This window comes from Desulfopila sp. IMCC35008 (assembly GCF_010646885.2).
In the GTDB taxonomy this organism is placed as follows: Bacteria; Desulfobacterota; Desulfobulbia; order Desulfobulbales; family Desulfocapsaceae; genus Desulfopila.
In genome coordinates, this window is record NZ_CP050700.1 from 4,674,800 (window position 1) to 4,689,637 (window position 14,838).

At 50.8% G+C, this 14,838-nt stretch carries 13 protein-coding genes; 9 read left to right on the forward strand and 4 right to left on the reverse strand.

The window, feature by feature from the left end; genetic code table 11:
• Positions 1-5: 5 nt before the first annotated feature.
• From GA520_RS20175 to glpK, 5 genes are all read left to right on the forward strand, one after another.
• Positions 6-851 (forward strand): carbohydrate ABC transporter permease, encoded by an 846-nt coding sequence (locus GA520_RS20175; RefSeq protein WP_370362808.1) that lies wholly within the window; start codon positions 6-8, stop codon positions 849-851.
• A 1-nt stretch (position 852) separates the two neighbouring features.
• On the forward strand, positions 853-1,650 hold the full coding sequence (locus GA520_RS20180) for a carbohydrate ABC transporter permease (protein ID WP_163337390.1): 798 nt from the start codon (positions 853-855) through the stop codon (positions 1,648-1,650).
• A gap of 14 nt (positions 1,651-1,664) precedes the next feature.
• Positions 1,665-1,946 (forward strand): DUF2160 domain-containing protein, encoded by a 282-nt coding sequence (locus GA520_RS20185; RefSeq protein ID WP_163337391.1) that lies wholly within the window; start codon positions 1,665-1,667, stop codon positions 1,944-1,946.
• Between the two features lie 96 nt (positions 1,947-2,042).
• Positions 2,043-3,758 carry an ABC transporter substrate-binding protein gene (locus tag GA520_RS20190; RefSeq protein WP_163337392.1) on the forward strand — a complete coding sequence of 572 codons (1,716 nt, stop codon included), beginning with the start codon at positions 2,043-2,045 and terminating at the stop codon, positions 3,756-3,758.
• A gap of 152 nt (positions 3,759-3,910) precedes the next feature.
• On the forward strand, positions 3,911-5,398 hold the full coding sequence (glpK, locus tag GA520_RS20195) for a glycerol kinase GlpK (RefSeq protein WP_163337393.1): 1,488 nt from the start codon (positions 3,911-3,913) through the stop codon (positions 5,396-5,398).
• A gap of 326 nt (positions 5,399-5,724) precedes the next feature.
• Here glpK and GA520_RS20200 read toward each other — a convergent pair whose 3' ends face one another.
• Complete coding sequence (locus tag GA520_RS20200; protein ID WP_163337394.1) at positions 5,725-6,141, reverse strand: OsmC family protein; 417 nt, start codon at positions 6,139-6,141, stop codon at positions 5,725-5,727.
• 895 nt (positions 6,142-7,036) lie between these two features.
• Between GA520_RS20200 and GA520_RS20205 the strand changes: the two genes are divergently transcribed.
• The 4 genes from GA520_RS20205 to GA520_RS20220 all read left to right on the forward strand — a co-directional run bounded on the left by GA520_RS20205 (position 7,037) and on the right by GA520_RS20220 (position 13,208).
• Positions 7,037-8,731 carry an L-lactate permease gene (locus tag GA520_RS20205; protein WP_163337395.1) on the forward strand — a complete coding sequence of 565 codons (1,695 nt, stop codon included), beginning with the start codon at positions 7,037-7,039 and terminating at the stop codon, positions 8,729-8,731.
• 263 nt (positions 8,732-8,994) lie between these two features.
• Positions 8,995-10,611, forward strand: coding sequence for an anaerobic glycerol-3-phosphate dehydrogenase subunit A (gene glpA, locus GA520_RS20210; protein WP_163337396.1), 1,617 nt, complete (start codon positions 8,995-8,997; stop codon positions 10,609-10,611).
• Positions 10,612-10,621: 10 nt separating this feature from the next.
• Positions 10,622-11,914, forward strand: a complete 1,293-nt coding sequence (gene glpB / locus GA520_RS20215; protein ID WP_163337397.1) for a glycerol-3-phosphate dehydrogenase subunit GlpB — start codon at positions 10,622-10,624, stop codon at positions 11,912-11,914.
• 13 nt (positions 11,915-11,927) lie between these two features.
• Positions 11,928-13,208, forward strand: a complete 1,281-nt coding sequence (locus GA520_RS20220; RefSeq protein WP_163337398.1) for a (Fe-S)-binding protein — start codon at positions 11,928-11,930, stop codon at positions 13,206-13,208.
• Between the two features lie 51 nt (positions 13,209-13,259).
• Here the strand turns inward: GA520_RS20220 and GA520_RS20225 are convergent, their stop codons facing one another.
• From GA520_RS20225 to rbr, 3 genes are all read right to left on the reverse strand, one after another.
• Positions 13,260-13,904, reverse strand: coding sequence for an isoprenylcysteine carboxylmethyltransferase family protein (locus GA520_RS20225; RefSeq protein WP_163337399.1), 645 nt, complete (start codon positions 13,902-13,904; stop codon positions 13,260-13,262).
• A complete protein-coding gene (locus GA520_RS20230) occupies positions 13,904-14,089 on the reverse strand; it encodes a hypothetical protein (RefSeq protein WP_163337400.1) in 186 nt (61 codons plus the stop codon). Before GA520_RS20230 ends, GA520_RS20225 begins: the two co-directional genes overlap by 1 nt.
• A gap of 97 nt (positions 14,090-14,186) precedes the next feature.
• Positions 14,187-14,762, reverse strand: coding sequence for a rubrerythrin (rbr, locus tag GA520_RS20235; protein WP_163337401.1), 576 nt, complete (start codon positions 14,760-14,762; stop codon positions 14,187-14,189).
• Positions 14,763-14,838: the final 76 nt, after the last annotated feature.

The window sequence follows — 14,838 nt, forward strand, 5'->3', positions numbered from 1 at the left end:
GGTTCATGGTCCTGCCGGTCTTTGTGCTGGTCGCGTTTTCCGCCATCATCCCAACAATGACCATGGTCAATTATGCCTTCCAGGACACCTTCGGCAACAACCAGTTCTTCTGGGTCGGGGTCGACTGGTTCAGGGATATTATTCACTCGGAGCGATTCCACGATTCATTTATACGCCAGATTTGTTTTTCCGGAATCATCCTGGCCATCGAAATTCCTCTGGGAATCTGTGTTGCCCTGGCAATGCCGAAGAAAGGCTGGGGAGTACCCATCTGCCTGGTTTCCATGTCCCTGCCTCTGCTTATTCCCTGGAACGTTGTAGGTACTATCTGGCAGATCTTCGGCAGGGTTGACATTGGCCTACTGGGACACACTCTGGCGTCATTAGGCATTGACTACAACTATACCCAGGATCCAATTGCTGCATGGATCACAGTCGTCGTCATGGACGTCTGGCACTGGACATCCCTCGTGGTGCTGCTCTGCTATGCAGGCCTCTGTTCCATCCCGGATGCCTACTACCAGGCTGCAAAAATTGACGGTGCCTCCCGCTGGGCTGTTTTTCGCTTTATCCAGCTGCCGAAGATGCAGCGTGTTCTCCTGATCGGTGTACTCCTTCGTTTTATGGACTCATTCATGATCTATACCGAGCCCTTCGTCATTACGGGTGGTGGCCCGGGTAACTCTACGACATTTCTCTCCATCGACCTGGTAAAAATGGCTATCGGCCAATTCGATCTCGGACCTGCGGCTGCTATGTCCATAATTTACTTCCTCGTCATCCTGCTCCTTTCATGGGTATTCTACACCGTGATGAGCAACGTCGGCGCAGAAAGCAAGGGAGGAAACTAAAATGCGCTCCAAGTGGATAGTACCAACACTCTACATAATCTTTTTGTTGTTGCCGATTTACTGGCTCATCAATATGAGCCTGAAAACCAATGAGGAAATCCTCTCTATTTTCAGTCTCTGGCCACAAAACCTGACGCTTGATAATTATCGCGTCATTTTCAACGATGCGTCCTGGTATACCGGCTATATTAACTCGATGATCTATGTCTCAATTAACGTGGTCATCTCTGTTTCATGTGCCCTACCGGCAGCATACGCCTTTTCCCGCTACAGCTTCATGGGTGATAAACACCTCTTTTTCTGGTTGTTGACTAACAGAATGGCACCGCCCGCCGTTTTTGCCTTGCCCTTCTTCCAGCTCTATTCTTCTGTTGGCCTGTTCGACACCCATATAGCCGTAGCCCTGGCCCACTGTTTGTTCAACCTGCCCCTGGCTGTCTGGATTCTTGAAGGTTTCATGTCCGGCATCCCTAAAGAAATAGATGAGACAGCTTTCATTGATGGCTACTCATGGCCCAAATTTTTTATTAAGATCTTCATACCGAACATCGCTTCCGGAATTGGTGTTACAGCGTTCTTCTGCTTCATGTTCTCCTGGGTTGAATTACTCCTGGCACGAACACTGACATCCGTTAACGCCAAACCTATTTCAGCCATCATGACCAGGACGGTTTCTGCGTCCGGCCTTGACTGGGGTGTGCTTGCGGCAGCCGGCGTCCTGACAATTGTTCCCGGTGCATTGGTCATCTGGTTTGTTCGTAATCACATCGCCAAGGGATTCGCCCTTGGGCGAGTTTAAAGGAGGCGATTATCATGGATCTCAGCTGGATGGCGTGGACCAAACCCACTGCAATATTTTTTATCTCCATACTCTGCTTCCTTATTACCATGATTATTTGGGAAATCAGAAAGCCTGGTGGAGCACCCCGTAAAGGTATATTCGGTTTTGAAACAACCAGAGGCGACAGACTTTTTATTTCGCTGCTCGGTTCAGCTTTTATCCACATCCTGTGGATCGCCGTAACAAGCGTCACCCTCTGGGGGGCATTTTGTGTAGCCCTTATTTACGCTCTTTGTGTTTTCATGTTTGTATAGATGTACCCCTGTTGTACAAAACATAAGTTGTTGAATGTCCTGCTGCCGGGAGGAGACGGCAGCAGGTAACCTGCAAAACAATAGAGGAGAATCGTAATGATCAAAAAGTTTGCGACAGCAGCAGCAGTAGTTGCCTTCCTGGCTGGCCCGGCAGCGGCAGACATGGACGCGGCAAAGAAATGGGTGGATGGTGAATTTCAGCCATCAACCCTGTCCAAAGAAGAACAGATGAAAGAGATGGAATGGTTCATCAAGGCCGCCGAACCATTCAAGGGTATGGAGATTAACGTTGTCTCCGAGACCATCACAACTCATGAGTATGAGTCCAAGACTCTCGCCAAAGCATTTACCGAGATTACCGGCATCAACATCACCCATGACCTGATCGGTGAGGGTGATGTTATTGAGAAACTGCAGACCCAGATGCAGTCCGGCAAGAATATCTACGATGCATACATTAATGACTCCGACCTTATCGGAACCCATTTCCGTTATCAGCAGGCGGTTAACCTCACCGACTGGATGGCAGGTGATGGCCAGCAGGTAACAAATCCTGGCCTTGATCTCGATGACTTCATGGGACTTTCCTTTACCACCGGCCCGGACGGCAAACTGTATCAGATTCCAGATCAGCAGTTCGCCAACCTCTACTGGTTCCGCTATGACTGGTTCAAACGTCCTGAACTGCAGGCAAAATTCAAGGAAATCTATGGTTATGAGCTTGGTGTCCCTGTAAACTGGTCCGCCTATGAAGATATTGCTGAATTTTTCACCGATAAAGTAAAAGAAATCGACGGCAAGCGCGTCTACGGCCATATGGATTACGGCAAGAAAGACCCGTCTCTTGGCTGGCGCTTCACCGATGCATGGTTCTCCATGGCTGGTGGAGGTGATGAAGGTATTCCAAACGGTCTGCCTGTAGATGAGTGGGGAATCAGGGTTGATGGTTGCAATCCTGTTGGCTCCAGTGTTGAGCGTGGTGGTGCTACCAACGCACCCCCTGCTGTATATGCACTCACCAAGTACATTGACTGGCTGAAAAAATATGCTCCACCAGAGGCCTCCGGCATGACTTTCAGCGAAGCCGGTCCGGTTCCGGCACAAGGCGCCATTGCTCAGCAGATTTTCTGGTATACCGCCTTCACCGCTGATGCAGCGAAGCCAGGTACCCCGGTTATGGACGAGAATGACAACCCTAAATGGCGTATGGCTCCGTCCCCACATGGCCCTTACTGGACAGAAGGCATGAAACTCGGTTATCAGGATGCAGGTTCCTGGACCCTGATGCAATCAACACCTGTTGACCGTCGCAAGGCGGCATGGCTTTACGCACAGTTTGTAATTTCCAAAACCGTCAGCCTGAAAAAAACACACGAAGGTCTCACCCCGATCCGCAACAGTGATATCTGGCATGAGTCCTTTACCGAGCGTGCACCGAAACTTGGTGGTCTTGTTGAATTCTACCGTAGCCCGGCCCGTGTACAGTGGACCCCGACCGGAACCAACGTTCCTGATTACCCGAAACTGGCCCAACTCTGGTGGCAGAACGTAGCTGATGCAGTAACCGGCGACAAGACCCCACAGGAAGCTATGGATTCCCTCGCAACCCAGCAGGATAAGGTTCTCCAGCGTCTGGAGCGGGCAGGCGTTCAGGGTGAGTGCGGTCCAAAACTGAACAAGAAGCAGGATGCAACCTACTGGCTCAACCTGCCAGGTTCCCCGAAAGCCAAACTGGCCAATGAGAAGCCGCAGGGTATGACAGTTGATTACGACGAGCTCGTAAAAAGCTGGGCAGATGCCGCCAAGAAGTAATGCTCTATCAGTTACAGGTTATCGGGTTTGCTTAAGAACGCATAACCTGTAATGTTGTCTTATAAATAACAGGCTGGAGGTTGCGACCTTTCAGCCTGTTTTTGTTTCAATAACCTTTTATTTCCAGAGTTCGTTTGCCGAAGGAGAATCCCATGGCCTATATACTCGCAATTGATCAGGGCACGACCTCGAGCCGTGCAATCATCTTTAACAAGTCCTTTGAAATAGTGGGTGTTGCCCAACAGGAATTCAAACAGTACTTTCCCCAGTCCGGCTGGGTGGAGCACGAACCTGAGGATATCTGGCAGAGTACGCTCTCAACCTGCAGACAGGTATTGAAAGACACCTGTATCGCTGCAGAGAAAATCACGGCCATTGGCATCACGAACCAGCGTGAAACTACCATAATCTGGGATCGTGAAACCGGTGAACCGATTCATAAAGCCATCGTCTGGCAGGACCGGCGAACTGCTGACTACTGCTCAAAACTTGATGATAGCGGCCACGGTTCAATAATAACTGAGAAAACCGGTTTGCTTCTCGACGCCTATTTCTCCGGCACCAAGATAGCCTGGATGCTCGATAACGTCGAAGGTGCACGTGAAAAAGCGGAGGCTGGCAAACTGGCTTTCGGTACCGTCGACACTTTTCTGCTTTGGCGCCTAACAGGTGGAAAAATTCACGCAACCGATGCGACCAACGCCTCACGCACCATGGTGTACAACATCCACGATAACTGCTGGGATGACGAATTGCTTGAAATGCTAAACATACCCGCCTCAATCCTGCCTGAAGTCAAGGATTCCTCCGATGATTTCGGCATGACCGAAGCCGAGCTGTTTGGTGGTGCTATTCCGCTACGGGGAGTAGCCGGGGACCAGCAGGCGGCACTCGTCGGCCAGGCCTGTTTTGAACCGGGCATGATCAAGTCCACCTACGGCACAGGTTGTTTTGTGGTTCTCAATACAGGCGACGAAGCGGTCACCTCCAACAACCGGCTCCTGACCACCATCGGTTACCGATTAAATGGGAAAAACACCTACGCTCTTGAAGGTTCGATATTTGTGGCCGGTGCCGCTGTTCAGTGGATGCGGGATGCCATGGGCCTCATCGAGGCCGCAAACGAGACCGGCAAACTGGCCCGCAAGGCTGACATAAACCAGGATGTGTATCTGGTACCCGCCTTTACCGGTCTTGGCGCCCCACACTGGGACCCCGACGCACGAGGCGCAATCTTCGGTATTACCCGAGCTACTGGGCCTGCAGAACTCTCGCGGGCAGCTCTTGAATCGGTATGCTACCAGACCAAAGACCTACTGGATGCCATGCGGGGCGACTGGGCTTCCATGGGTGATACCATCCTTCGAGTAGATGGCGGCATGGTGGCCTCCAACTGGACCATGCAGTTCCTGGCAGATATTCTCGATGCACCTGTGGACAGACCTGAGATCCTGGAAACCACCGCTGTTGGGGCCGCTTATCTGGCAGGCCTTTATGAAGGATTCTATCCGGAACCGAAAAAATTCTCAGAGAGCTGGCGACGGGAATGCCGTTTTGCACCGACGCTTGAAGAGGATGTGCGTGATCGGAAATATGCGGGCTGGAAAGATGCGGTACAGCGCACCCTGAGCAGCAGATAATCTCAAATCGATACTACCAAGAAGCGCCGTAACCTTCAGACGTTTCGGGGCTTCTTGGTGTTCTAAGCTCAAATCTTTAACCCGGCTGCCTCATGACCACTGTGTTTATCTTGTTTTAAATCAATCATTACCAGGGATTCAGCACTGCATTGTCAGCTACTGAATCGACACAATGTTCACCACAGGTCAGCCTATAAGGCACCGTCTTCGACAGTATTTTAATACTAGATATAGCCTGCTATTATCTACGTCCAAAAAACTCTAAATCCGTCCCCGCCTGAAATGACGGGAAATTCAGGGTTAGAGTATTACGACTCAGGCCAGAGCTACTCCTGAATCTTGATCTCCCAGGTAATATCCATCATCTTCTTGTACATCATACTGACACCACAGTATTTTTCTTCAGACAGCCTTACCGCCTTCTCCAACTTGGCCATATCAAGATTATCACCTTTGAACATATAAGTAAGGTGCATTGAGGAGTAGAGCGACGGCTCTTCATCTGTCAGCTCAGCATCAACCCTGATTCTCAAATCATCGATGTCCACCCTCATCTTTTTCAAGATGGAGACTACGTCTATACCGGTACAGCCCGCAAGCGACGCCATCATCAGTTTCTTGGGACTGGCGCCGCTGTCATCACCACCAAACTCACTGGGCGCATCTGTAATGACACTATGCTCACCCACCATTGAATCAAAAGCCAGATTCTGCTTCCAACTTGTTTCTATCGATGCTTTCATCTTGTACTCCTCAATTTTGTTTTTCAGGTTTCAGTAGTTATTACCCATTGTACCCTATGAACGGTAAGACTGCTTATAGCCGGTCGCAAGCTTGAAACAATGGTTTCATATTTTGGGGAACGACACGTTTTCAAGTAAACAATTCCACGTCTTCCCCTTATTCTGGGGAAGAGTATTACTGCCAATTTTGAAACCGAATTTCTATCCAACCGACAAACAGACCAGAAAAACCATACTCCGGATATATTTTTCACATAGAGACTACTGGTACTTTTGTAATACCTTTATCTTTCTTCGCAACAAAAATCAAGATGATAGACCATTGCTAATCATGCAATCTCTTTCTCACAAGCTTTTTAAGCGAATACTATAAAACAAATTTACTTGACAAGAACAGGTCTCATATAATACCTTTACTCCTGAATGTTGGTTTTGCAGTATCCCCCACCCAACATCAGGACGCTTGTCAGACCAGTGAACCAGAAGTCATTTCCCTTACCATAAAATGACCAAGGCTCCCTGTGATGTAACCTGAGTTGTTATTGCATGATCTGATGTTGCAGCGAGCTGCTATGCCAGAGGCAACCCCTGCACAAAAGAGTTTTGAGGATTCAAGAATGTAGAAATGTCTGTCGGTTCGTTTCCGCAGGCTCTGCATCGGCTCATCCGCCTAAAAGACGGTGTACCGGTTTCCAAGATACGCTTTCAGCAGATAATGTCCTATGCATAACAGCTGAAATCCCCTGTCTTTCCTTACCTGTCACTTCTTTTCCATAGACGATCCGATTCAGACGGTCACTCTGCACCAGGCTACACATCCGACCTTTTCATTTCTACGATAAATGGTGGTGCACTTTGCATCCACTCGCAACAACCATTTTAGAGAGGTCGTTTCATGTCAACAGCGATTCAAGCCTTACTGGCCGCAACACCAATTATCGTAGCAGCTGTGCTGCTCGTCGGTCTTAACTGGCCGGCCCGCCGTGCAATGCCTGTGGTTTATTTAACCGCAGCCGGCATTGCTCTTGCCTTCTGGGAGATGAGCGTCACCCGCGTTATGGCGTCAACCATCCAGGGCGTACTGATCACCATTGCCGTTCTCTGGATTATCTTTGGTGCCATTCTCTTATTAAACACGCTTCAGAACTCAGGAGCCATCACCACCATCCGCGCAGGATTTGTCAACATCAGCCCCGACCGCCGTGTCCAGGCATTGATTATTGCCTGGCTCTTTGGTTGCTTTATTGAAGGTGCATCTGGCTTCGGCACACCTGCCGCTATCGCCGCACCGCTGATGGTCGCCATTGGCTTTCCTGCCCTGGGAGCAGTTATGATCGGCATGATGATCCAGTCTACTCCGGTCTCATTCGGTGCAGTCGGCACCCCGATCGTAATCGGTGTCACCAACGGTCTCGACAACCAGGCCCTCGGTGCACGGCTGACAGATCTCGGTTCCAGCTGGGAAGCTTTTCTCCAACTTATAACCTCTGAGGTTGCTGTCGGTCATGCCATTGTCGGCACCCTGATGCCTTTTCTGATGGTCATCATGCTGACCCGTTTCTTTGGTAAGAACAAGAGTTGGGCTGAAGGCTTCGCCATGTTCCCGTTTGCCCTGTTTACCGGTGCTGCATTCACCATCCCCTATGCTCTTACCGGTGTTTTCCTCGGTCCCGAGTTCCCGTCCCTCGTCGGTGCACTGGTCGGTATGGCTATCGTTGTACCCGCTGCCAAAGTCGGTTTCCTCCTGCCAAAGACCACCTGGGATTTCCCGGCCGAAGAAGAGTGGCCAAAAGGCTGGTTTGGCACCATCAAACCGAAAGTTCCGAGCGCTGATGAGAAAAAAATTTCCTTGCCAATGGCATGGTTCCCGTACCTCCTTGTCGCAGCCATTCTTGTGGCCAGCCGTGTCTCTCCTGATTTAAAGGGCATGCTCGCCAGCGTTGCCTTTGGCTTAAAGGATATTCTCGGCGTGAGCGGCATGGGCTACATGATCAAGCCCCTCTACCTGCCTGGTGGCATCCTGCTGTTTGTTTCCATCGTTACAGTATTCCTCCACAAGATGAAACCAAATCAGTTCGTGTCTGCAGCGACCGACGCTGGCAAAACCCTGATTGGCGCAGGTTTCGTTCTTGTCTTTACAATACCGATGGTTCGTATCCTGATCAACTCAGGTGTCAACGCTGCAGATATGGTTTCCATGCCGGTTGCGATGGCAAGCTTCGTTTCAGAAACATTTGGTTCCATCTACCCGATTTTTGCCCCGACCGTCGGTGCCCTCGGTGCATTCATCGCTGGTTCAAACACCGTATCAAACATGATGCTGAGCCAGTTCCAGTTTGAAGTAGCGAACCAGCTTGCGATTTCCGGTGCCATTATGGTAGCCCTTCAGGCAATCGGTGCTGCTGCCGGAAACATGATTGCCATCCATAACGTTGTTGCAGCATCTGCAACCGTTGGCCTTCTCGGCCAGGAAGGCAAGACCCTCCGTATGACCATTATCCCGACTGTCTACTACGTTCTGTTTGCCGGCGTACTCGGACTGGTTGCCATCTACGCAATGGGTATCGTTGATCCTCTCGTTGCTGGCTGATAACCCATAGTCCGGGAAAGAAGTTCATCCTTCAAAAGCCCCCTTGGCGCCTGAGCGCCCAGGGGGCTTTTTTCATGCCAGCATGTTTCACATTCCACCCAGGGAAGTTTCATTTGACGATATTTCCGATTTCACTTGAACTTAGATTGAAAGCAGTATAAATAATACGGATATGAAAAAAAATACGCAATAACCGGCTGCTGTTTCTTATTGCGACAACAATCTTACGGCGGCCTCCACTCCAACGGTAAAAGGCATCCACAATGACGTCTTCCGACCTCGATCTTCAGACTGTAACCACAGATGTTCTGGTAATAGGTGGCGGTGCCACCGGAACAGGCATCATGCGCGACCTGGCCCTCCGGGGAATTCACGCTGTCCTTATAGATAAACAGGATCTCTGCGCAGGTGCTTCCGGAGGCAATCACGGCCTGCTGCACTCCGGGGCCCGCTACGTCCTAAGTGATCCCCACTCGGCTATTGAATGCCGAGAGGAAGGTGCAATACTTAAACGACTCGCCCCCCAATGTATTGAAGATACAGGTGGGCTTTTTGTGGCTGTAAAAGGGGATGATGAATCCTTCATCAAGAAGTTTCCCGAGCTCTGTAAAAAAGCAGCAATTGAGTGTGAACAGATTGATCCTGAACAGGCCCGGGAGCTGGAACCTCACCTCTCTGAAGAACTGATCGCTGCCTACAAGGTGCCTGATGCAACTATAGACCCGTTTCGGCTGGCGCTTGAAAACGTAAACCACGCAAGGGTAATTAATGATTCAGTCTATTATCCGCATACGGCCGTCTGTGAATTTGAAAAATCCGGTGATACAATTGCAGCAGCTATCTGTATCGACAACCAGACACACCAGAAAATCCGCATTGTAGCCAAGCAGTACATAAATGCCGGTGGTGCCTGGGCCATGGATATTGCCCGATTGGCTGACTGTCAGGACGTGAACCTGCTCTACTCAAAGGGGACCCTGCTTATCAGCCATGACCGGCTGACCAAGATGGTTATTAACCGGCTGCGCCCACCTTCTGACGGTGACATCCTGGTACCTGGCGGAACGGTCTCGGTGCTTGGAACAACTTCTGTCCGCACCGAGATACTGGAAAATACCAAGCCGACCATCGAAGAGGTGGATATGAATGTTAAAGAGGGTATCGCGATGATTCCCTCTCTCGCTACTGCCCGGTACATAAGGGCATTCTCCAGGGTTCGCCCGCTTGTGATGAGTGGCGAGGCTGGTGACGACCGCAGTGTAGCCCGTTCCTTTTCCCTCATGGACCATGAGGATCAGGGACTGGTCAACTTCTGCACCATAACCGGCGGCAAACTTACAACCTTCAGGCTCATGGCGGAAAAAACAGTGGACCTTGTCGCAAAACGACTCGGCAATACCACCCCCTGCGCGACTCGAACAGAACCACTAACCAGCGGAGATGCCTGCCGCTGGACAGAGCCCGGGGCCTCTCCCCGGTACTGGTACAAGGCAAACAATGCCGACGACATGATCCTTTGCGAATGTGAAATGGTTCCGCAATCGGCCATAGACCAGATTGTCCAATGTGCGCCGGGCGCTGAAAAGGAGATGACACTTGAGGCCATTGCTCTCCGATCCCGTGCAGGGAAAGGGCCATGCCAGGGATCTTTTTGCGGTATCCGCATAGGTTCCTACCTTTATGATCGAGGATATTATAAAGACCAGACGGGCCTGACCCATATGCGTGATTTCTTTAACGAACGATTCAAAGGTCTTCGTACCGTTATATGGGGTCAGCAGATGGCTCAGATGGAGTTGGCAGAAGCTCTGCACTGCGGCCTGCTCGGACTGGATCAACTCCCAGCTGAGAAATCCTCACAACACAACAACGAAGAATAACGGAGCCAGCATGAAGCAACAGACACGTCACTTTACCTCGGAGCTCACGGTGATCGGTTCCGGTCTTGCCGGCTGTTCCGCCTCTATTTTTGCATTAAACCAGGGTATTTCAACAGCACAGACTGGAAATACAGGGGCCATAGCCTACACCACCGGCTACCTCGACCTCCTCGGCAACCTGCCGGGAGAAACGCCTACAAAACTGGACAGCCCCTGGGAGGGTATTGAAAAGCTGCAGGAGCAATATCCCCAGAACCCGCTTTGCCGGCTTTCCAAAGAAGAAGTAACCGAAGCCTTTGACCAGGTTGTCTCATTTATAAGTAAAGCAGGAATTATCTACACAAAACCGGATGGCACCAATAAAACAGCCATCACCCCGGCCGGAACCAGTAAACCGACCTATTCCGTTCCAGGAACCATGCTTGCCGGGGTAAAAGCGTTTAAGTCCAAATCAAAATGTATCATCATAGACTTTAAAGGATTACGCGGCTTCAGCAGCCGCGAGGTTGTCGCCAACCTGCAAAACGACTGGCCATCGCTTAGCGCAGCCAGGGTTTCCTTTCCCGACATGGAAAGCGGTGAGATTTATCCGGAAGTTATGGCCCGGGCTCTTGAGGTTCCCGCCGTCCAGGAACGGCTTGCAGAAACTGTCAAAGAGATACTCGGTGACGCAGAGGTCGTTGGCATGCCAGCTATCATGGGCATGCATAATCCGGACGAGGTTATGAACCGGTTATCAGCCCTGATTGGGAAACCGCTCTTTGAGATACCGACCATGCCGCCTTCGGTACCCGGCATCCGACTGCGCGAGATGTTCGAACAGGTATTTCCCCAAAAGGGTATCACCCTCATCCCCCAGCAAAAAGTGAAAAAGGTTGAGTTCGATATCGATACAGTCGAGCTGCACCTTACCGACAATTACGGCCCGATCAGGATCTCGAGCCAGACGGTAATACTCGCCAGCGGCCGGTTCCTAAGCGGTGGCCTGGAGGCGAAAATTGAAGGAATAAGTGAACCCTTGCTTGGGTTGCATGTAAGCCAACCCGAGACCCGCAATGACTGGTACAGAGAACAGTACATGGACTCCAGAGGTCACGATATCCATTATAGCGGTATTGAGGTGGATGATCAGTTCCGACCGTTAACTGCTGATGGCAACATCGTCGATCCCAGACTTTTCGCAGCCGGAATAGTGCTCGCGCACCAGGACTGGATCCGTGGCCGTTGTGGTGCCGGAGTGGCCATTGCCACAGCCTTCAAGGCAGTGCAGGGAGCCCGCAAAGTAATCGAAGATCGAAAATAACAGGGACCGATAAATGTCTGACACGAAAACACCTATCATCAACTTCAAGGAAAGAGCGCTCGAATTGCTTCCGGAAGGAGCCAGTTTCGACGCCTGCCTCACCTGCGGTCTCTGTTCATCCGGTTGTCCGGCCTCCGGCCTGGAAAATATGGACCCACGCAAATTTATCCGTATGGCCATGCTCGGCATGGATGAGGAGCTCTCAACCTCACCATGGGTGTGGCTCTGCACTCAATGCAAGCGTTGCCAACATGTCTGCCCGATGAATATCGATATCTCGCAACTGGTATTTATTGCTCGTTCCAACTGGCCGCATGACAAGAAACCACGAGGTATTACCCGCTCGTGCGAGCTGGCACGCTCCACCGACTCCACCAGCGCCATGGGTTTGCCGCCTGATGACTTTGTCTTCGTCGTGGATGACGTGCTTGAAGAGGTTCGCGAACAACAGCCACGATTCAAGGACATGGTCGCTCCCATTGACAAGAAAGGCGCTCATTTTTTCGTGAACCAGAATTCACGCGAACCAATGAGTGAGCCCGATGAGATGGTGCCGTTGTGGAAGATTTTTGATCTCGTCGGTGCAGATTGGACCTACAGCTCAAAAGGCTGGGCGGCAGAGAACTTCTGCATGTTTTCCGGCGACGAGGAAGCGTGGTATGAAGTTATCAAGAAACGAGTGGACGCGGTAAACGAGCTGGAATGCGAAGTCTGGCTCAACACCGAATGCGGACACTCCTACTACACCATGTGGAACGCTGTTCACAAATTCGGCATGGAAGCCAACTTCAGAATCGAAAGCCTGGTCACATACTACGCTCAATGGATCAGGGAAGGCAAACTGCCTGTCACCTCTGACTGGAACACCAAGAATATTAAGTTCACGGTACAGGATCCGTGCCAGATTGTACGGAAAGCATACGGTGACTCCATTGCTGACGACCTGAGATTTGTGGCCAAAACGCTGGTGGGTGAAGACAATTTTATCGACATGCAGCCCAACCGCAGCGCAAATTATTGCTGCGGTGGTGGTGGCGGTTTCCTGCAGGCGGGAATGACCGAACACCGAAGGGCCTATGGTAAGCGAAAGTTCGACCAGATCATGGCCACCCAGGCTGACTACGTGTTAACGCCCTGCCACAACTGCCACTCACAGATGGAGGATGTCGGTCAATATTATGGTGGTCACTACCATGTTGTCCATTTCTGGACACTGATCTGCCTCTCGCTTGGAATCCTCGGCGAAAATGAGCGTACCTATCTTGGACCCGAACTGGCTTCTCTCGGCCTTTAATACTTTTATATATGACAATACGGGTGGTGCTCCTGTTGAAAGTACCACCCGTTACCTTTTCCCAGACAAACATTTCATGAGCCACTTAAAGGGAAAAAACATAGACACCTCTCCCCTGTATCTGCTGTACTCCTCCCTGAAAACCGCCGCAAGTCTCTTCTCTTCAAGAAACGCGCCAATAATGAGATAAACGGTGAAGAGGGTATAAATGATACAGACAGATACACCATACTCCGCTCTCATAGACCAAATAAGCAGGATACCGCCCCCATACCATGGATGACGGGTCACACCGAGAATGCCATACTGCTGAAACGGAGTATCCCCTTCCCCTGAAAGCAGGACAGAGTGTTCGCCGGAGCGGAGTTGGCTCAGGCCTGTGAAACGCTGAAAATCGTAGACCCTGCTCCCACTGATAAAAAGCAGGATACCAGTTAGCAAAAGGAAATATCGAATACAGGAGAGCCAGCCCTGCCATTTAAAGAGGGGTGGTTCACTGATGAGATGCAGATAGACGAGGAGTGGCAACAGAGTAGCTGCGGCAACGAGGTTATAAACAATCCTGTGCCATCTCCATCTGTCACCGACAAGAGGCCGCACGAGACGGGCAAAACCGTCAGAAAGAAGCAGACTGTGCAGGAAACACCAGCTCGCGGTGTAGAATACTGCCCCAGGCAGTAATGGATCGGCCACCATTACCTTCCTTTCAATTTGTACAGGGCAAGAAGTTCTTCTCTCTCAGATTCAGGAAGTGACTTGAGATAGCCGTTAAACCCTGGACACCAGCCCGCGTGCCATCGCCAGATACGCCCCAGAAGAGATGTGGGGGCCGCATCATACTTTGCCCGAAAACGGCATGTGGTACATGGATATTTCTTCATGAGCGATCGTGCCTCCCCAGAAATGACCTCCAACTGGATACCCACTGAAGGTCATTTTTCCTCTTGAGCCAATTTTCTCAGCCCAACCAGGTTAGCCCTACCAGTTTTCAGCCAGCAACTCAAAATGAGCCTTGCCATGAGCACAGGCGGGACACACCTCAAGGGCCTCTTCACCTTCGTGCAGATAGCCACAGTTGCGACAGCGCCATGTCACCTTCTCATCTCTCTTAAAAACCCTGCCCGCCTCGATATTGGCCAACAAATCCTTATATCGCTTCTCATGCTGCTTTTCGGCTACACCTATTGCCAGGAAGATATCGGCTATATTACCAAACCCTTCTTCCCGCGCAGTGGCTGCAAATTCAGGATACATAGTGGTGTGCTCATAATTCTCACCGGTTGCAGCCTCGGTAAGATTTTCAGCCGTTGTTCCAATGACACCGGCAGGAAACGTCCCGGCCACCTCCACTTCCCCACCCTCAAGGAGCTTGAACAGGCGCTTGGCATGTTCTTTCTCCTGCTCAGCAGTCTCAGCAAAGACATGCTGTATCTGCACATACCCGTCTTTCTTGGCCTGCGACGCATAATATGTGTAACGGTTACGTGCCTGTGATTCCCCGATAAACGCTGTGAGGATATTCTTTTCTGTCTGTGTACCTTTCAGGTTCGCCATGATTTCCGTCCTCTCTGAGATCGTTCTTTATGTGATAACAGCAACGAAGCCATTGTATCACACTGCTTCAGAGAAT

Excerpts from the sequence above, each read along its gene's own strand:
- glpB (WP_163337397.1), top strand. The coding sequence starts at position 10,622 with ATGAAGCAACAGACACGTCACTTTACCTCGGAGCTCACGGTGATCGGT.
- GA520_RS20205 (WP_163337395.1), top strand. The coding sequence starts at position 7,037 with ATGTCAACAGCGATTCAAGCCTTACTGGCCGCAACACCAATTATCGTA.
- glpK (WP_163337393.1), top strand. The coding sequence starts at position 3,911 with ATGGCCTATATACTCGCAATTGATCAGGGCACGACCTCGAGCCGTGCA.
- GA520_RS20225 (WP_163337399.1), bottom strand. The coding sequence starts at position 13,904 with ATGGTGGCCGATCCATTACTGCCTGGGGCAGTATTCTACACCGCGAGC.
- rbr (WP_163337401.1), bottom strand. The coding sequence starts at position 14,762 with ATGGCGAACCTGAAAGGTACACAGACAGAAAAGAATATCCTCACAGCG.
- GA520_RS20200 (WP_163337394.1), bottom strand. The coding sequence starts at position 6,141 with ATGAAAGCATCGATAGAAACAAGTTGGAAGCAGAATCTGGCTTTTGAT.
- GA520_RS20220 (WP_163337398.1), top strand. The coding sequence starts at position 11,928 with ATGTCTGACACGAAAACACCTATCATCAACTTCAAGGAAAGAGCGCTC.
- GA520_RS20180 (WP_163337390.1), top strand. The coding sequence starts at position 853 with ATGCGCTCCAAGTGGATAGTACCAACACTCTACATAATCTTTTTGTTG.
- glpA (WP_163337396.1), top strand. The coding sequence starts at position 8,995 with ATGACGTCTTCCGACCTCGATCTTCAGACTGTAACCACAGATGTTCTG.
- GA520_RS20185 (WP_163337391.1), top strand. The coding sequence starts at position 1,665 with ATGGATCTCAGCTGGATGGCGTGGACCAAACCCACTGCAATATTTTTT.
- GA520_RS20230 (WP_163337400.1), bottom strand. The coding sequence starts at position 14,089 with ATGAAGAAATATCCATGTACCACATGCCGTTTTCGGGCAAAGTATGAT.
- GA520_RS20175 (WP_370362808.1), top strand. The coding sequence starts at position 6 with ATGGTCCTGCCGGTCTTTGTGCTGGTCGCGTTTTCCGCCATCATCCCA.
- GA520_RS20190 (WP_163337392.1), top strand. The coding sequence starts at position 2,043 with ATGATCAAAAAGTTTGCGACAGCAGCAGCAGTAGTTGCCTTCCTGGCT.